This is a genomic window from Flavobacterium sp. WC2409 (assembly GCF_041200085.1).
GTDB lineage: Bacteria > Bacteroidota > Bacteroidia > Flavobacteriales > Flavobacteriaceae > Flavobacterium.
In genome coordinates this window covers 2,271,399-2,285,688 of the sequence record NZ_CP165625.1, presented here as the reverse complement: position 1 = coordinate 2,285,688, position 14,290 = coordinate 2,271,399, and the positions used below count along the sequence as shown (strand labels likewise).

Genomic DNA, 14,290 nt, shown 5'->3' with positions numbered 1-14,290 from the left:
TTTTTTTATTTTAAATGTAATTTTAATTTCACGGAAACGTTAGTATTAAAAAAGTATTTATGAAAGTATTTTATAAGATAGGATTATTGGCTTTGCTTTTATCGAATGTTTTTTTACTTCAAGCACAATCCAATGTGTTGGATGCAAATGGGAAAAAGCAAGGAGTCTGGAAAGGCATTTATGAAGAGTCTAAAAGACCAAGATATGAAGGAAGTTTTTCCCATGGAAAAGAAGTAGGACTTTTTAAGTTTTTTGATGACACTAAACTAGGTTCTGTAATTGCAACGAGAGAATTCAATTCTAAAGACAATGGAGCTTATACTATTTTTTACGATCAAAAAAACAACAAAGTAAGCGAAGGTAATGTCATTAATAAATTATATGAAGGCCCATGGAAATATTACCATCAGGCATCAGATAAGATTATGACAACCGAAAATTATAAAAAAGGGAAATTGGAAGGAGTGAGAAGTGTATATTATCTCAGTGGTAAAATCGCTGAAGAAGCTTTTTATGTTGCCAATTTTAAAGATGGAAATTATAAGAAATATTCTGAAAACGGAATTGTTCTTGAAGAATCCGTTTATAAGAATAATGAATATAATGGCTTGGCTATTTTTAAAGACCCTGATGGATCTGTAGTTTCAAAAGGACAATTTATCAATGGAAAAAAAACAGGTGTTTGGCAGTTTTTTGAAAAAGGAAAAGGAGTCAAAGAAGTAAATATGAGTGCTACTCAAAGTGCTCCAAAAGCCAAGCGCAATTAACTTTACGTTGGAACTAATACTGTAATAAAACTTTGTAACTTTGCAGTCTTATAAAATTAATAAAGATTTTGAAATGAAACGTGTTGTAGTAGGACTTTCTGGAGGTGTGGATTCAAGTGTTGCGGCTTATTTGCTGCAAAAACAAGGATATGAAGTGATTGGTCTTTTTATGAAGAATTGGCATGATGACTCCGTTACTATTTCTAATGAGTGCCCATGGCTTGAAGACAGTAACGATGCATTACTAGTGGCTGAAAAACTAGGAATCCCTTTTCAAACTGTAGATTTAAGTGAAGAATACCAAGAAAAGATCGTTGACTATATGTTTAGCGAATATGAAAAAGGACGTACTCCAAATCCAGATGTACTTTGCAATCGCGAAATAAAATTTGACGTTTTTATGAAAATTGCTCTAAGTCTTGGGGCTGATTATGTAGCTACTGGACATTATTGCAAAAAGAATGAAATAGAAGTGCATGGAGAAACCGTTTATCAATTATTAGCGGGTGCTGATAATAATAAAGATCAATCTTATTTTCTTTGTCAATTATCACAAGAGCAATTAGCCAAATCGTTATTTCCTATAGGGGAGCTAACGAAGCCTGAAGTACGAGAAATTGCTGCCGAAATGGAACTAGTTACGGCTGAAAAGAAAGATTCTCAAGGGTTATGTTTCATTGGGAAAGTACGTTTGCCTGAATTTTTGCAACAAAAATTGCAGCCAAAAGAGGGAACAATAATTCAGATTGATAAAAATGATTCTATTTATAATTTTAATGAACAAGAAGAACTATCCCTTGAAGAAAAATTAATAATAGCTTCTAATAAAATTCACTACACTCCAGAAATGGGTAAAATAGTTGGAAAACATCAAGGCGCACATTATTTTACCATTGGGCAACGCAAAGGGTTAAATGTAGGAGGAACAACTGATCCTTTATTTATAATTGCAACAAATGTAGAGACCAATACAATTTATACGGGTTTAAGTAGCCAGCATCCTGGTTTGTTTAGGAAAGGACTGTTTATCGAAAAAGAAGAAGTACATTGGATTCGTAATGATTTGGCATTGGCCAATGGAGAATCGATGGAAGTGATGGCAAGAATACGGTACAGACAACCATTACAAAAAGCAGTATTGCATCAATTTGAAAATGGGATGTATGTGTCTTTTGAAGATCCACAATCCGCAATAACGGAAGGTCAATTTGCAGCTTGGTATATTGGAGATGAATTAGTTGGTTCGGGAGTTATTTCTTAGCTTGCTGTTTTATTTTTGAGATTGTTAAAAAAAAAACTATTACCAGAAGATATTTATTTCAATACGTTTTCTTGATTCTAATTGTTAACTATGAAAAAGCTTTGTTTATTCTTCTTTTTATTTCTGACTACATTCGCTTTTTCTCAAGAGGATGCTTGGGTGTACTTTAATGCCAAAGCAAATTCACAGTCGTATTATGAATCTCCTTTGCTGATGCTCTCTCAAAGAGCTTTGGATAGGAGGACAAATCAAAGTATTGCGTTGGACTTCATGGATATTCCAATGAATAAAGACTTTGTGAGCCAAGTTAAATTGGTTTCCGGAATTACTGTAATGGCTAAATCTAAATGGTTAAATGCGATTCATGTTCGTGGAACTCAAACAGCAATAAACTCAATAAAAGCCTTTGCTTTTGTAGACAAAATTGACTTTGCAAACAAAACATTAAATCTAGGTGCTAAGACTGTTAAAGCTGAAAAGCTAGCAAAGGTAACTAGCGTTAAAGAGCAAAGTAAAACGAAGAGAATTAAAGCTGATTATACTTACGGAACATCGGCAAATCAAATACAAATGCTGAATGGACAGCTTTTACATCAGCAAAATTTTACTGGTTTAGGTAAAATAATTGCCATTATGGATGCTGGTTATCCAGGAGTGGATTCAGCCTTGCCTTTTCAAAGATTAAAAGATAACAATCAAATACTAGGAGGGTATAATTTTGTATCGAGGAGCGAAAATTTTTATACAGGAAATTCACACGGAACCTCGGTGCTCTCCACAATGGGAGGATATAAAGAAAATGCTTTAGTTGGTACTGCCCCTGATGCATCCTATTATTTATTTATTACAGAAGATACCACTTCAGAAAATCCTATCGAGGAATCTCTTTGGGTTGAAGCGGCAGAAAAAGCGGATAGTTTGGGAGTTGATGTAATTAATACTTCATTGGGTTATTTTGAATTTGATAATTCAACCTATAACCATACTTATAGTGAAATGAATGGCACGACTGCTTTCATGTCTCGTGGAGCCGAAATAGCCTTTAGTAGAGGTATGATAGTTGTTACAGCTGCAGGCAATGAAGGAGGAACTAGAAATCCCTATATTGCAGTCCCAGCTGATGCTGTTTCAGTGCTTGCTGTTGGTGCTGTAAATGCAACGGAGGTTAGGGCTTCTTTTAGTTCTATTGGCCCCTCTTTTGATGGGCGAATAAAACCAGATGTTATGGCACAAGGTGTTTCGACAGTTTTATCAGATGAATTTGGTAATATAATTACTTCAAATGGCACCTCTTTTTCCAGTCCTATAATGGCAGGAATAATAGCGAGTTTTTGGCAAGCATTTCCTAATAAAACCAATAAAGAAATTCGACAATTAATTCTTGAATCTGCAGATCGATTTACCAATCCTACGAATCAATATGGTTATGGAATACCTGATTTTAGTTTAGCTTTGAATAAAGGAACGCTAAATGTAAATCAATTTTCTACTACTAGTTTTGTACTGTATCCCAATCCAACAACTGATTTTGTTACGGTTTCATTTCCTGAAAGTTTTAATAAAGGAAAAGTAATTATTTATACTTTTTCCGGTCAAAAGATTCTAGAAAGAGACCTGAGTGCAAATTCAGATTCCATTTCATTACATTCTTTAAGTAATGGAGTTTACATTTATAAAATAGAATCGGATGGTTTTTCTAAAACGGGTAAAATTATAAAGCAGTAATATTTAATCTACTAAATGAATAAAATAACAACACTTTTCAATGTTAAATACCCAATAATCCAAGGAGGAATGATCTGGATTAGTGGACATAAATTGGCCAGCGCTGTCAGTAATGCTGGAGGACTAGGGTTGATAGGTGCTGGATCAATGTATCCGGAAGTTTTACGGGAGCACATTCAAAAATGTAAAAAAGAAACGTCAAAACCATTTGGAGTGAACGTTCCCATGTTATATCCTAACTTGGAAGAGATTATGAAAATAATTGTCGAAGAAGAGGTGAAAATCGTTTTTACTTCGGCAGGAAATCCCAAAACCTGGACATCATTTTTAAAAGAAAAAGGAATAACTGTTGTGCATGTTGTGAGTAGTTTAGTATTTGCTTTAAAAGCACAAGAGGCAGGCGTTGATGCTGTTGTTGTTGAAGGTTTTGAAGCTGGTGGTCATAATGGAAGGGATGAAACAACCACATTAACATTAATCCCAATAGTTAAAGAACAAATTAAAATTCCTATTATTGCAGCTGGAGGAATTGGTACTGGGAGAGGAATGCTAGCTGTTATGGTTCTTGGTGCTGATGGGGTACAAGTAGGAAGTAGGTTTGCGGCCTCAATTGAATCATCAGCACATGAAAATTTCAAAAAGACAATCTTAGATGTCAAAGAAGGTGGAACGCAATTGACATTGAAAGAATTAGCTCCAGTGCGTTTAGTGAAAAATAAATTCTATAATGATGTTCAAGCGCTTTATGAAAAATGCCCAACCAAAGAAGAATTAATTGATTTATTAGGTAGAGCGCGAGCAAAACGGGGTATGTTTGAAGGAGATTTAATTGAAGGAGAACTAGAAATAGGGCAAATAGCAGGAGTGATCAATGAAATTAAATCTGCTGAAGGAATTATAGTTGAAATGATTGCTGATTTTGACACAGCTAGAAAAGAAGTTGAAGTGTTTGATTTTTAATATAAAGAAATGACTAAAATAAAATTATATATCATATTGCTTTTTTTAGGACTTGGCCTGCAGCAGGGATACAGTCAAAATTATAAGTTTAAAACTTCTGGGTTTAGTGTTTTGGAAAAAAACGAAAGAGGAAAATGGGGGAAATGGTCCGACTTGAATTTGGTCAACATTTTAGTTTCATTGGACACTAATAAAAGCAGATTTGTAATTTATTCAGAAGTGATTCAGTTATTTGAGATTATCGTGTATCAACCAATAGCCGAAAATGATACTGATATTGTGTATTCTTTTACTTGTAAAGATAATAATGGAGAGGATTGTACCTTATCAATTATTACAAGAAAAAATCAGGACAATAGAAAACAATTGTATATCAATTATGATAACAGAATTATTGTATATAATATTTTCAATATGTAATTTAAATCATAAAAAAAGTCGCGAATAGCGACTTTTTTTATGATTTAAAAACAATTTTTACCGTGGTCTTTATAAAGATAATTATTCTACATCTTTAATAAACTCATCATATTCTAAATAGAAAAGTTCCAAGGCGCTCATTTTATCGTTGTAGAAATCAAATATTACATCCCAATTGTTTCTATTACTTACACCTACACCTAGTTTTTCTACCCAAATTCTGCTAATGGTTTTTCCGCTTTCTAAAACATAGTCTTTTTCAAAAACCAAATCTTTAATAAATTCCTCTTCTAAAATATTTTTTAAAGCTACCATTTTTTCAAAATAAGCAGTACGCTTTTCGTCATTGCGAGGTTCAATGTCAATTAAGACTTGAGCTTTTTTATTGTCAACATAAAATTTAAAGGAGAAGTCTTTTATTTTGGTATCGTATAGGACCCATTTTCTTGGGTATTTCTCTGCGAATGTGACCCAGAATTCTCTTTTTAATTTTTGAGTTTCTTCTTTGCTATACATTTTGTTTCTCTGAATTTGATTTTAGAAAATTTGCTAAATCTTATTTTCTAGACTATATTTATATAATAATTTGAATGCAAAAATAGACTTTGATAATGGATTTTCAATCATTTTTAGAATTTGTTCCTTATTTAGCAGAAGCGAAACTTCCCGCTATGGCTTCCCATGTGAAAATGGCTCCTATGGAAAGGATTGAAAGCTTAAATAGTACTGTGGAGAATAAAAACGCTAAAAAAGCTGCAGTAATGATGTTGCTTTATCCTAAAAATGGAATAACACATTTGGTTCTTATTGTTCGTAATTCGTATGAAGGGGTACATTCTGGACAAATTGCATTTCCAGGAGGTAAATATGAAAAAGAGGATTTAAATTTTTCGACAACAGCTTTGCGTGAAACACATGAAGAAATTGGTGTCCTTCCTGAAAAAATGAAAATAATAAAGCCTTTTACACCTATGTATATTCCGCCAAGTAATTTTATGGTATATCCTTTTTTCGGAATTTGCAGTGAGGAAATTTGCTTTGTTCCTGATGCTAGTGAAGTGGCCAGAATAATTGAGCTGCCATTATCCGTTTTTCTAAATGATGAAATAATTATTAATGCTAGACTTTCAACTTCGTATGCAAATGATATTAATGTTCCTGCTTTTGAAATAGAAGGGCAAGTGGTTTGGGGGGCTACGGCAATGATGCTGAGTGAATTGAAAGATGTTTTGAATTCAGTCTTAGCATATGGAATTTAGTTTATTAACTTAGAAATGAATTGAGATAATTTCTGACAATAGATGGGTCAATTCGAAAACACGACAAAAATAATTTTTGTAAGTTTGTAATCCGAAATCAAAAAAATAAACAAACACTTTTATGGGGTTATTTAAGAGAAATCCTTTTGGTCATATACTATTTTTGAAAAAATGGTTAATTCGATTTTTTGGTGCAGCAACACACAGGCGCTATAGAGGATTTAATGAATTAAAAATTGAAGGTTCGGAGATTATCAGGAATCTACCAGATACAAATGTGCTTTTTATATCCAATCATCAAACATACTTTGCTGATGTAGTAGCTATGTTTCATGTTTTTAATGCTAGCCTAAGTGGTCGTGAGGATACCATAAAAAATGTATGTTACTTATGGCAACCGAAGATGAATATCTATTATGTAGCTGCCAAAGAAACAATGAAATCTGGTTTGTTGCCACGTATAATGGCATATGCTGGAGCGATATCCGTAGAGCGTACTTGGCGAGCAAAAGGGGTTGATGTAACAGAGAAAAAAGATGTAAACCCTAACGATACGGAGAACATAAAAATGGCGCTAAATGATGGATGGGTAATTACTTTTCCTCAAGGAACGACTAAATCTTTTAAGCCAGTTCGAAAAGGAACGGCTCACATTATAAAAGAACACCGTCCTATAGTGGTACCTATTGTAATTGATGGCTTTAGACGTTCATTTGACAAAAAGGGACTACGTATGAAAAAGAAAGGAATTCTTCAGTCTTTTATAATTAAAGAACCTTTAGAAATTGACTATGATAATGATACAATTGATGAAATTGTTGAAAAAGTGGAGTATGCTATTGAACAACATCCGTCTTTCCTAAAGGTAATTCCGTGTGAGGAAATAGAAGAGCAGGAAAAATTAAATAAGCTCCGTAGGTGGGAATATTAATTATAAAAAAAAGAGTTAGCCATGGCTAACTCTTTTTTTTATAAATCTATTTTTTTTAATTCTTTATAATTAGCATACAATCTGCGTAGCAGGATGCCGTAAAGTAATCTGTAAAATAACCAAAAAACACCAAAAAAGGCAACAGTTGTTAATACTAAAACGCCAATAGTTATAGCCATAACTTTTCCGCTATTTGTAATTTGACTCATTAAAGCACTTGTTTCGGGATTGTATAGCAAAGCAATTATATACCCGATAATCAAACTAATCAATGCCATTCCTAGATTATACCATACATAACATTGAACCGTTTTTCTTGTTCTTAAAATGGTTTTCATTAATTGTTTAGTAGATTCGGTAGTTGAAATTTGAATGTAATTTTTATAAAATAAATAGATAAAAACCAATATTACACCATAGTTTAAATAAGTAATTCCCTTCATAAACGGAATCAATTCAACATGATCCATTTTTTTAAAATAGTCATCTGTGTTAAAAATAATACTAATGGACGTCCATAGAAGTACTTCTAAAATGCTAATAATCAAAATCCACTTTACTATAGACGAGGATCTTTTATGAATCATTTTATAAATCTCTATTTCACTTATCTGAACAAAAGAATTCTCGTTCTTTTTCCAGTCTTTTTTTAATAAATCCAGCTCTTTCATATTCCTTAAGGATTTAATATCTTTTTTAATTTCCCTTTTATTCTGTTCATTTTAACTCTCGCATTGACTTCACTAATCCCTAATGTCTCTGCAATTTCTCGGTAATCTTTGTCTTCTAGATACATAAAGACCAACGCCTTTTCAATATCACTGAGCTGATAAACCGCTTTGTACATGAGCTTAATCTGTTCTTCTTCTTCATAGTTGTAATCGACTTCTTTGATAAAGTGCTGCCGACTCTCGTATTCAACTGTAGCAATCGAGCGTTTGTTTTTTCTGTATAAAGTAATGGCAGTATTTAAGGCAACACGATACGCCCAAGTAGAAAATTTGCTATCGCCCCTAAATTTTGGAAAAGCCTTCCATAGTTGAATGGTGATTTCTTGAAACAAATCCTTATGTGCATCTTCGTTGTCAGTATACAACCTACATATCTTGTGGATTATATTCTGATTGTCCTTCAGTTGCTTTACAAAAGAATGTTCTAGATTTTCACTCATATATACGTTAGTAATCTAAATTTAGATTTTGTTACAAAGTACCGCTTTTTTATTTTGTAGCACCATGATTTGAATTACAATAAAGTCTTGTCCCGCTATCCATTGCAATCCACGCAAAAAAGCGTGGGATTTCCATTGCTATCGGGGCTATCTATACCGTCTATTTTTCATAATTGCATTTTCAGTTGCAGTAATTTAGAACAACAAACACTAAACTTTGTATATTTGAGTTTTACAAATTTGAAACAGCATTTAATTATGAATATCCCAAATTCAACTTTACCTAGAATTGTTATTATCGGTGGCGGTTTTGCAGGAATAGCGTTAGCCAAACAATTAAAAAATAAAAAGGTACAAGTAGTTTTATTGGACAAGCACAATTACCATACATTTCAACCCTTATTGTATCAAGTAGCAACAGGTGGTCTTGAAGCCGGATCTATAGCGTATCCAATTCGTAAAGTAATTCAAGAATATGATAATTTTTATTTTAGATTGACATCTGTTCAAGAAATAGACACTAAAAACAAAAAAGTAATTGCCGAAATAGGGGAGTTGAGTTACGATTACCTTGTTATTGCTACCGGTTCCAAAACGAATTATTTTGGAAATAAAGAAATAAAACGCAATAGTATGGCTATGAAAACTATACCGCAATCACTCAATATTCGTTCTCTTATTCTGGAAAATTTTGAACAAGCTGTTTTGACTACAGATGTTGCCGAAAAGAATAGCTTAATCAACTTTGTACTCGTAGGAGGTGGACCAACAGGAGTGGAGCTGGCAGGCGCATTGGCCGAAATGAAAAAAGCTATTCTTCAAAAAGATTATCCCGATCTTGATATTGCAAAAATGGAAATTAACCTCATACAAAGCGGAGACCGAATCTTAAATACAATGAGTGAGAAATCATCATTGGCAGCCGAAAAATTTCTAGAAAGTTTGGGCGTTACAATTTGGAAAAATGTTCGAGTAACTAATTATGATGGACGCACCATTACCACTAATTCCGATTTAACTTTTGAAACGGCTACTGTAATCTGGACGGCAGGTGTTCAAGGAGCGCTTGTAGCGGGTCTAGATGCACAATCTCTTGTTGAGCGAGTAGAACGTATTCGGGTGAATGAATTCAATCAAGTAAAGGGTTATGACAATATATTTGCCGTAGGAGATATTGCTTCTATGGAAACGAAGGAATACCCAGAAGGACATCCCATGATGGCACAGCCTGCCATGCAGCAAGGAAAATTATTAGGAGAGAATATAATAAAGTTAATTCAGCATAAAGAGATGCAGCCTTTTGAATACAATGACAAAGGTTCTATGGCAACAATTGGTCGAAATAAAGCCGTTGTTGATTTGCCTAGTTATCATTTCAGCGGAGTATTTGCTTGGTTTGTATGGATGTTTGTACACTTGTTTTCCCTTATTGGATTCAAAAATAAAGCCGTAGTTTTCTTGAATTGGGTGTACAATTACATTCGTTTTGACCGGGAAGGTCGATTAATTATTCGTCCTTATAAAAAGAAAAGCTTTACTTCTTTTACTAGTGACGAGGTTTAGTTTTTTTAAGGTTCAAGGATTCAAGGATTCAAGGATTCAAGGATTCAAAGATTCAAAGATTTCAAGTGAGAAAGGAAAGTTTATTTTTTTGTTTTCTGACTAAAGTTTTTTTTCTTTGTAATAGTTTACCATTAAATTGATGAATTTACTGTAGCTCTCCATCCCATCTTTTTGTTGATTTAATTTCAAGAAATTATCATAAAAAATATGGAATGCACTTTCAATTGGGCTTTGGTATTGTTTTCTAAAATTGCTACTTTCTTGGTAATTTTTTAAAATTCCAGGGTGAACTGTTTTTAGTAATTGTTTAAAAATTTTCTTATCTCGTATTTCCCAATTACCTAAGCAGTATCGCAGAGCAAAGCTGTACCCTGAGTATTGAAAATACAAATCTTCATTTTTTATAGAAGCCATAAATCCTATAAAATTGCATTCGCTTTCACTGGCATAGCCCATTTGGTGTGCCATTTCATGACAGGTAGTAGTAGGGAAATTATACATAGGAACTAAATCATTGACTTGTGCTTCATTAGTAAAAGGATTCAAATAACCACTAAAACCCATATAAGATAATGGCAAACTAAGTAGTGATTTCTTGGTACTTATTTGGTTAAAAGTAAAATAGTGATACTCCTTGGATAGGTTTTTATACCCATTTAAATTCTTTTGGAATGCCTGATTTTGGGTGTAGGGAAATTTTACTTTCAAACTGTCATTTTGGGCTAACTGTCTCTGTATACTATTTGTTCTAATTATTAAAGTTTTGGTGAAATCAAGTAAATCAGCATCAGTATATTCTCTTTGAATAGCCATTTTTTCAAAAAGAGGTTGACGATAATAGTTAAACGCCCAAAGGCTGTGAAACAAAAAATAAAAAACGGAAAAGAAACTTAGAATAGTCAAAATGTTATTTTTCCACTGCAATTTCCAAGATTTTCTTTTATTCCAAAACCATTTTATAATCAAAAAAATAAGAATAAAATAAATGCAATCTCCGATAGAAAATGGAACCGCTCCTAAAAAAGTCCTTAAAAATGCTGCGATACTAGGGTACAGCCCGTTACTATAGTTTTGCTCTATCCATTCTGGGTAAAAAGGAATGATTTGTAAAAAAATGATTTGAACAATTAGAAAAAAAGGTAAAATGTATTTCGGTTTCACAGGATTCATTTATAGAATGTAAATATAATTACAATATCAATTAGTACCGAAAAAGAATTTAAACTTTGTAACTTTGGACTTTAAAAATGTTAAACTTCAAACAATAATAAATGAGTCAAGAAATAAGAAATTTAGAGCCCAAAGTACTTTGGAATAAGTTTGCCGATTTGAATGCAGTTCCTCGCCCTTCAAAAAAAGAAGAAAGAGTAATCGAATTTATGAAAGACTTTGGAAAAAATCTTGGATTAGAAACTTTTGAAGATGAGATCCGTAATGTAATTATTCGTAAGCCAGCGACTCCAGGAATGGAAAATCGTAAAGCAATAGTAATGCAAGGACATTTGGATATGGTTCATCAAAAAAATGGAGATACCATTTTTGATTTCGATACTCAAGGGATTGATATGTATGTTGATGGAGACTGGGTACGTGCAAGAGGGACTACATTAGGGGCCGATAATGGACTTGGAGTTGCGGCTATAATGGCGATTCTTGAAAGTACTGATATTCCACATCCAGCTATCGAAGCATTGTTTACGATAGACGAAGAAACAGGAATGACGGGTGCGTTAAATCTTAAAGGAGGGATTCTTCAAGGTCAAATTCTATTGAATTTAGATACTGAAGAAGATGACGAAATTGATATCGGTTGTGCTGGAGGTATTGATGTGACAGCTACTGCTGAATATGATGAAGAGGAAACACCAGAAGCTTCTGTTGGATATAAAATTACGGTAAAAGGTTTAAAAGGTGGGCATTCTGGAATGGATATCCACAAAGGATTAGGGAATGCTAATAAAATTATGAACCGTTTGTTATTTGATGGTTTTGATAATTTTGGTTTGCAAATCTCTGAAATACAAGGTGGTAGTTTGCGTAACGCCATTCCTAGAGAAAGTGTTGCAACAGTAGTAATTGCTGAAGTGTATGATGAAGCATTTGTTTTTGATATGCAACAGATTGTAAATGATATCAAAACAGAATTAAAAACGACTGAGCCAAATCTTGAGGTTGTTTTCGAAAAATTAAAAGCAGCTCCTGCTAAAGTAATGCCTTCAATTGCTCAATTTTATTTTGTTAGAGCAATGTATGCTGCTCATAATGGGGTTTATGCTATGAGTGCTGATTTTGCTGATCTTGTGGAAACATCTAATAATATTGCAAAAGTAGTAGTAGGAGATGGGAACCTTACGGTTAAATGTTTAACACGTTCTTCAGTGGAAACGGCTAAGTTTGATTTAGCAAACGGTTTACGTTCTGCTTTTGAATTAATGGGTTGTGAAGTGGAATTTTCAGGATCTTATCCGGGTTGGACTCCTAATGCTGAATCAGAAATATTAGATGTTCTAGTTCCTATTTATGAAAAACAAAATGGAGCAAAACCAAGTGTTGTAGCGTGTCATGCAGGATTAGAATGTGGAATTCTTGGAACTAATTATCCTGAAATGGATATGATTTCTTTTGGACCAACAATCCATGGAGCGCATTCACCTGATGAAAGAGCAAGTATTTCTTCTTCTCAGAAATTCTGGAAATTTTTAGTAGAAATTTTAGCTAATATTCCGTTGAAATAAATTTCAGCCTAAATTATAAAACAAACCCTCGTTTAGTAATAAACGAGGGTTTGTTATTTAATAAGAATTAGTCTCTTTTTGGACTGTTTTTCTTTTCTCTTTTTTCGTCTTTCTTTTCTTTAGCCGTTTTTAACGGTTCTTTCTTTGCTGTTTTCTTAGCGTCTTGACTTTTTGCCATGATATGTATTTAGATTTTCGGTTATTAATTTATTTGATTGAAGTAAATGTATATAATTTATTGATTGTGTTTGAATTTTATTTTAGAAAATCGCCGTCAATGATTAATAATTCAACTCCATAAATTGAAGTAGAACGATGAGAACTTAAATCATCTGAGACAACATAAGTTCCACCTTCGGATAATGAAACTTGATTTCCAGATTCCAGTTCGCTTATAAAGCTTCCTTTTAAGCAATGTACAATATGCCCTTTTTGACACCAATGATCTGCTAGATACCCTTTAGAATAGCTCACTTTTCGAATTCGTAACCCTCCTAATTGTAAAGTTTGCCAAAACGAAGTTCCGTTTTCTCCTTTGTGTTCTGTTTTCTCTATGGTATCCCAATTAATAGTTTGAAAAGGTATATTTGACATGTTGATAGGTATATTAGGTTAAAAAAAATCCCCAACTACAAGTAATTAGGGATTGTTATTTTTAAGTAAATGTGTTATTATTTCTTCTTTAATATTTTATACTCTTCATAGCAACCACTTATAGCGTCCATGATTTGTAAGTCATTTGCTGTTTGTATAAAGGCTTCGGAATAGTTGCAACGTTGCAAAATTTCGGCTATTTCTTTTTTTTCAACACCAAGGAGTACAGCAATAGTTTCTCTGTCAAATTTAGATTCCAATAAATTACGTACCGTATCATCTTTTTTCATTTCCTTAAGTTTTTTAAGTTCTTTGGGGTTGTTTCCAAAGAAATTATAAAGCATGTCAGCTGGATTGAAAATGGAGCCAAGAACTCTTCCAAAAGCATTTGGTGAATATTCCCCTGCTTCATAACCATGAGTTAATCCAGAAATGCTATAACGGAAGTTTTCGTTTGTTGGGATTGTTTTTGAGTCGACTTCAAGATAACCAGTTAAGTTAAATGGTCGGATAACTACTTCTTCAAGTGCAATTGCTTTTTCAGTAAGGTAGATTTTTGCTACTTTGTTTTTGATCCAGTCATTGGTTACTTTAACTCTCAATGATTGAAATCCTAAAAGAGAAAGATGTAGAGTGTCGCTTGGTTGCACATCAATTTCAAAATATCCTTGAGAATCAGTACGAGCTCCTCTTACTTTGTTGATATTGATTATGTTGACATTAATCAATGGACTTTTGGTATTATCATTATAGATATAACCAGATACTTTTTGAGATGGAGTGATAACTTGAGCTGAGCTAGTTATGGAAAGTAATATAAAAAAGAAAACTACAAAATATTTCATAAACTGATTTAAAACTTTAAAAGTAGTAAAACAGGATTAAATATTTTGTAGTTCTCAGA

15 protein-coding genes are annotated in these 14,290 nt (G+C 33.0%); 9 read left to right on the top strand and 6 right to left on the bottom strand.

Translation table 11 applies throughout. The features are described from left to right. Positions 1-59 precede the first annotated feature (59 nt). The 5 genes from AB3G34_RS09835 to AB3G34_RS09815 all read left to right on the top strand — a co-directional run bounded on the left by AB3G34_RS09835 (position 60) and on the right by AB3G34_RS09815 (position 5,133). Entirely contained in the window at positions 60-767 is a 708-nt protein-coding gene (locus AB3G34_RS09835) for a toxin-antitoxin system YwqK family antitoxin (protein ID WP_369752329.1), read from the top strand. A gap of 73 nt (positions 768-840) precedes the next feature. Further along, on the top strand, positions 841-2,028 hold the full coding sequence (mnmA, locus tag AB3G34_RS09830) for a tRNA 2-thiouridine(34) synthase MnmA (protein WP_369752327.1): 1,188 nt from the start codon (positions 841-843) through the stop codon (positions 2,026-2,028). 90 nt (positions 2,029-2,118) lie between these two features. Continuing rightward, entirely contained in the window at positions 2,119-3,753 is a 1,635-nt protein-coding gene (locus AB3G34_RS09825) for a S8 family serine peptidase (RefSeq protein WP_369752326.1), read from the top strand. A gap of 15 nt (positions 3,754-3,768) precedes the next feature. After that, positions 3,769-4,713 carry an NAD(P)H-dependent flavin oxidoreductase gene (locus AB3G34_RS09820; protein WP_369752325.1) on the top strand — a complete coding sequence of 315 codons (945 nt, stop codon included), beginning with the start codon at positions 3,769-3,771 and terminating at the stop codon, positions 4,711-4,713. 9 nt (positions 4,714-4,722) lie between these two features. Continuing rightward, positions 4,723-5,133 (top strand): hypothetical protein, encoded by a 411-nt coding sequence (locus AB3G34_RS09815; RefSeq protein WP_367754487.1) that lies wholly within the window; start codon positions 4,723-4,725, stop codon positions 5,131-5,133. 81 nt (positions 5,134-5,214) lie between these two features. Here the strand turns inward: AB3G34_RS09815 and AB3G34_RS09810 are convergent, their stop codons facing one another. Next, positions 5,215-5,649: a DUF4268 domain-containing protein gene (locus AB3G34_RS09810; protein WP_367754485.1), complete on the bottom strand. Its 435-nt coding sequence runs from the start codon at positions 5,647-5,649 to the stop codon at positions 5,215-5,217. Positions 5,650-5,744: 95 nt separating this feature from the next. On the opposite strand from AB3G34_RS09810, the gene AB3G34_RS09805 reads away from it, so the two are divergent. After that, positions 5,745-6,392, top strand: a complete 648-nt coding sequence (locus AB3G34_RS09805; protein WP_367771320.1) for a CoA pyrophosphatase — start codon at positions 5,745-5,747, stop codon at positions 6,390-6,392. A 121-nt stretch (positions 6,393-6,513) separates the two neighbouring features. After that, positions 6,514-7,323: a lysophospholipid acyltransferase family protein gene (locus AB3G34_RS09800; protein ID WP_367771316.1), complete on the top strand. Its 810-nt coding sequence runs from the start codon at positions 6,514-6,516 to the stop codon at positions 7,321-7,323. Positions 7,324-7,361: 38 nt separating this feature from the next. On the opposite strand, the gene AB3G34_RS09795 is transcribed toward AB3G34_RS09800, so the two are convergent. Together AB3G34_RS09795 and AB3G34_RS09790 are read right to left on the bottom strand one after the other, a co-directional pair. Further along, the gene (locus tag AB3G34_RS09795; protein WP_369752323.1) at positions 7,362-7,994 is read right to left on the bottom strand and encodes a hypothetical protein; all 633 of its coding nucleotides are present in this window, start codon (positions 7,992-7,994) and stop codon (positions 7,362-7,364) included. A gap of 5 nt (positions 7,995-7,999) precedes the next feature. Further along, positions 8,000-8,494 (bottom strand): RNA polymerase sigma factor, encoded by a 495-nt coding sequence (locus AB3G34_RS09790; RefSeq protein ID WP_367754478.1) that lies wholly within the window; start codon positions 8,492-8,494, stop codon positions 8,000-8,002. A 258-nt stretch (positions 8,495-8,752) separates the two neighbouring features. Between AB3G34_RS09790 and AB3G34_RS09785 the strand changes: the two genes are divergently transcribed. Beyond that, positions 8,753-10,057 (top strand): NAD(P)/FAD-dependent oxidoreductase, encoded by a 1,305-nt coding sequence (locus tag AB3G34_RS09785; RefSeq protein WP_369752322.1) that lies wholly within the window; start codon positions 8,753-8,755, stop codon positions 10,055-10,057. 99 nt (positions 10,058-10,156) lie between these two features. Here the strand turns inward: AB3G34_RS09785 and AB3G34_RS09780 are convergent, their stop codons facing one another. Further along, on the bottom strand, positions 10,157-11,227 hold the full coding sequence (locus tag AB3G34_RS09780) for a DUF3810 domain-containing protein (RefSeq protein WP_369752321.1): 1,071 nt from the start codon (positions 11,225-11,227) through the stop codon (positions 10,157-10,159). Between the two features lie 101 nt (positions 11,228-11,328). On the opposite strand from AB3G34_RS09780, the gene AB3G34_RS09775 reads away from it, so the two are divergent. Further along, positions 11,329-12,792, top strand: coding sequence for an aminoacyl-histidine dipeptidase (locus AB3G34_RS09775; protein ID WP_369752320.1), 1,464 nt, complete (start codon positions 11,329-11,331; stop codon positions 12,790-12,792). A 255-nt stretch (positions 12,793-13,047) separates the two neighbouring features. Here AB3G34_RS09775 and AB3G34_RS09770 read toward each other — a convergent pair whose 3' ends face one another. After that, complete coding sequence (locus AB3G34_RS09770; protein WP_367771302.1) at positions 13,048-13,386, bottom strand: DHCW motif cupin fold protein; 339 nt, start codon at positions 13,384-13,386, stop codon at positions 13,048-13,050. Between the two features lie 77 nt (positions 13,387-13,463). After that, entirely contained in the window at positions 13,464-14,231 is a 768-nt protein-coding gene (locus AB3G34_RS09765; protein WP_367771299.1) for a carboxypeptidase-like regulatory domain-containing protein, read from the bottom strand. Positions 14,232-14,290: the final 59 nt, after the last annotated feature.

Bases quoted from the DNA above. Each gene is read 5' to 3' on its own strand.
- AB3G34_RS09835 (WP_369752329.1), top strand. From the start codon at position 60: ATGAAAGTATTTTATAAGATAGGATTATTGGCTTTGCTTTTATCGAAT.
- mnmA (WP_369752327.1), top strand. From the start codon at position 841: ATGAAACGTGTTGTAGTAGGACTTTCTGGAGGTGTGGATTCAAGTGTT.
- AB3G34_RS09825 (WP_369752326.1), top strand. From the start codon at position 2,119: ATGAAAAAGCTTTGTTTATTCTTCTTTTTATTTCTGACTACATTCGCT.
- AB3G34_RS09820 (WP_369752325.1), top strand. From the start codon at position 3,769: ATGAATAAAATAACAACACTTTTCAATGTTAAATACCCAATAATCCAA.
- AB3G34_RS09815 (WP_367754487.1), top strand. From the start codon at position 4,723: ATGACTAAAATAAAATTATATATCATATTGCTTTTTTTAGGACTTGGC.
- AB3G34_RS09810 (WP_367754485.1), bottom strand. From the start codon at position 5,649: ATGTATAGCAAAGAAGAAACTCAAAAATTAAAAAGAGAATTCTGGGTC.
- AB3G34_RS09805 (WP_367771320.1), top strand. From the start codon at position 5,745: ATGGATTTTCAATCATTTTTAGAATTTGTTCCTTATTTAGCAGAAGCG.
- AB3G34_RS09800 (WP_367771316.1), top strand. From the start codon at position 6,514: ATGGGGTTATTTAAGAGAAATCCTTTTGGTCATATACTATTTTTGAAA.
- AB3G34_RS09795 (WP_369752323.1), bottom strand. From the start codon at position 7,994: ATGAAAGAGCTGGATTTATTAAAAAAAGACTGGAAAAAGAACGAGAAT.
- AB3G34_RS09790 (WP_367754478.1), bottom strand. From the start codon at position 8,494: ATGAGTGAAAATCTAGAACATTCTTTTGTAAAGCAACTGAAGGACAAT.
- AB3G34_RS09785 (WP_369752322.1), top strand. From the start codon at position 8,753: ATGAATATCCCAAATTCAACTTTACCTAGAATTGTTATTATCGGTGGC.
- AB3G34_RS09780 (WP_369752321.1), bottom strand. From the start codon at position 11,227: ATGAATCCTGTGAAACCGAAATACATTTTACCTTTTTTTCTAATTGTT.
- AB3G34_RS09775 (WP_369752320.1), top strand. From the start codon at position 11,329: ATGAGTCAAGAAATAAGAAATTTAGAGCCCAAAGTACTTTGGAATAAG.
- AB3G34_RS09770 (WP_367771302.1), bottom strand. From the start codon at position 13,386: ATGTCAAATATACCTTTTCAAACTATTAATTGGGATACCATAGAGAAA.
- AB3G34_RS09765 (WP_367771299.1), bottom strand. From the start codon at position 14,231: ATGAAATATTTTGTAGTTTTCTTTTTTATATTACTTTCCATAACTAGC.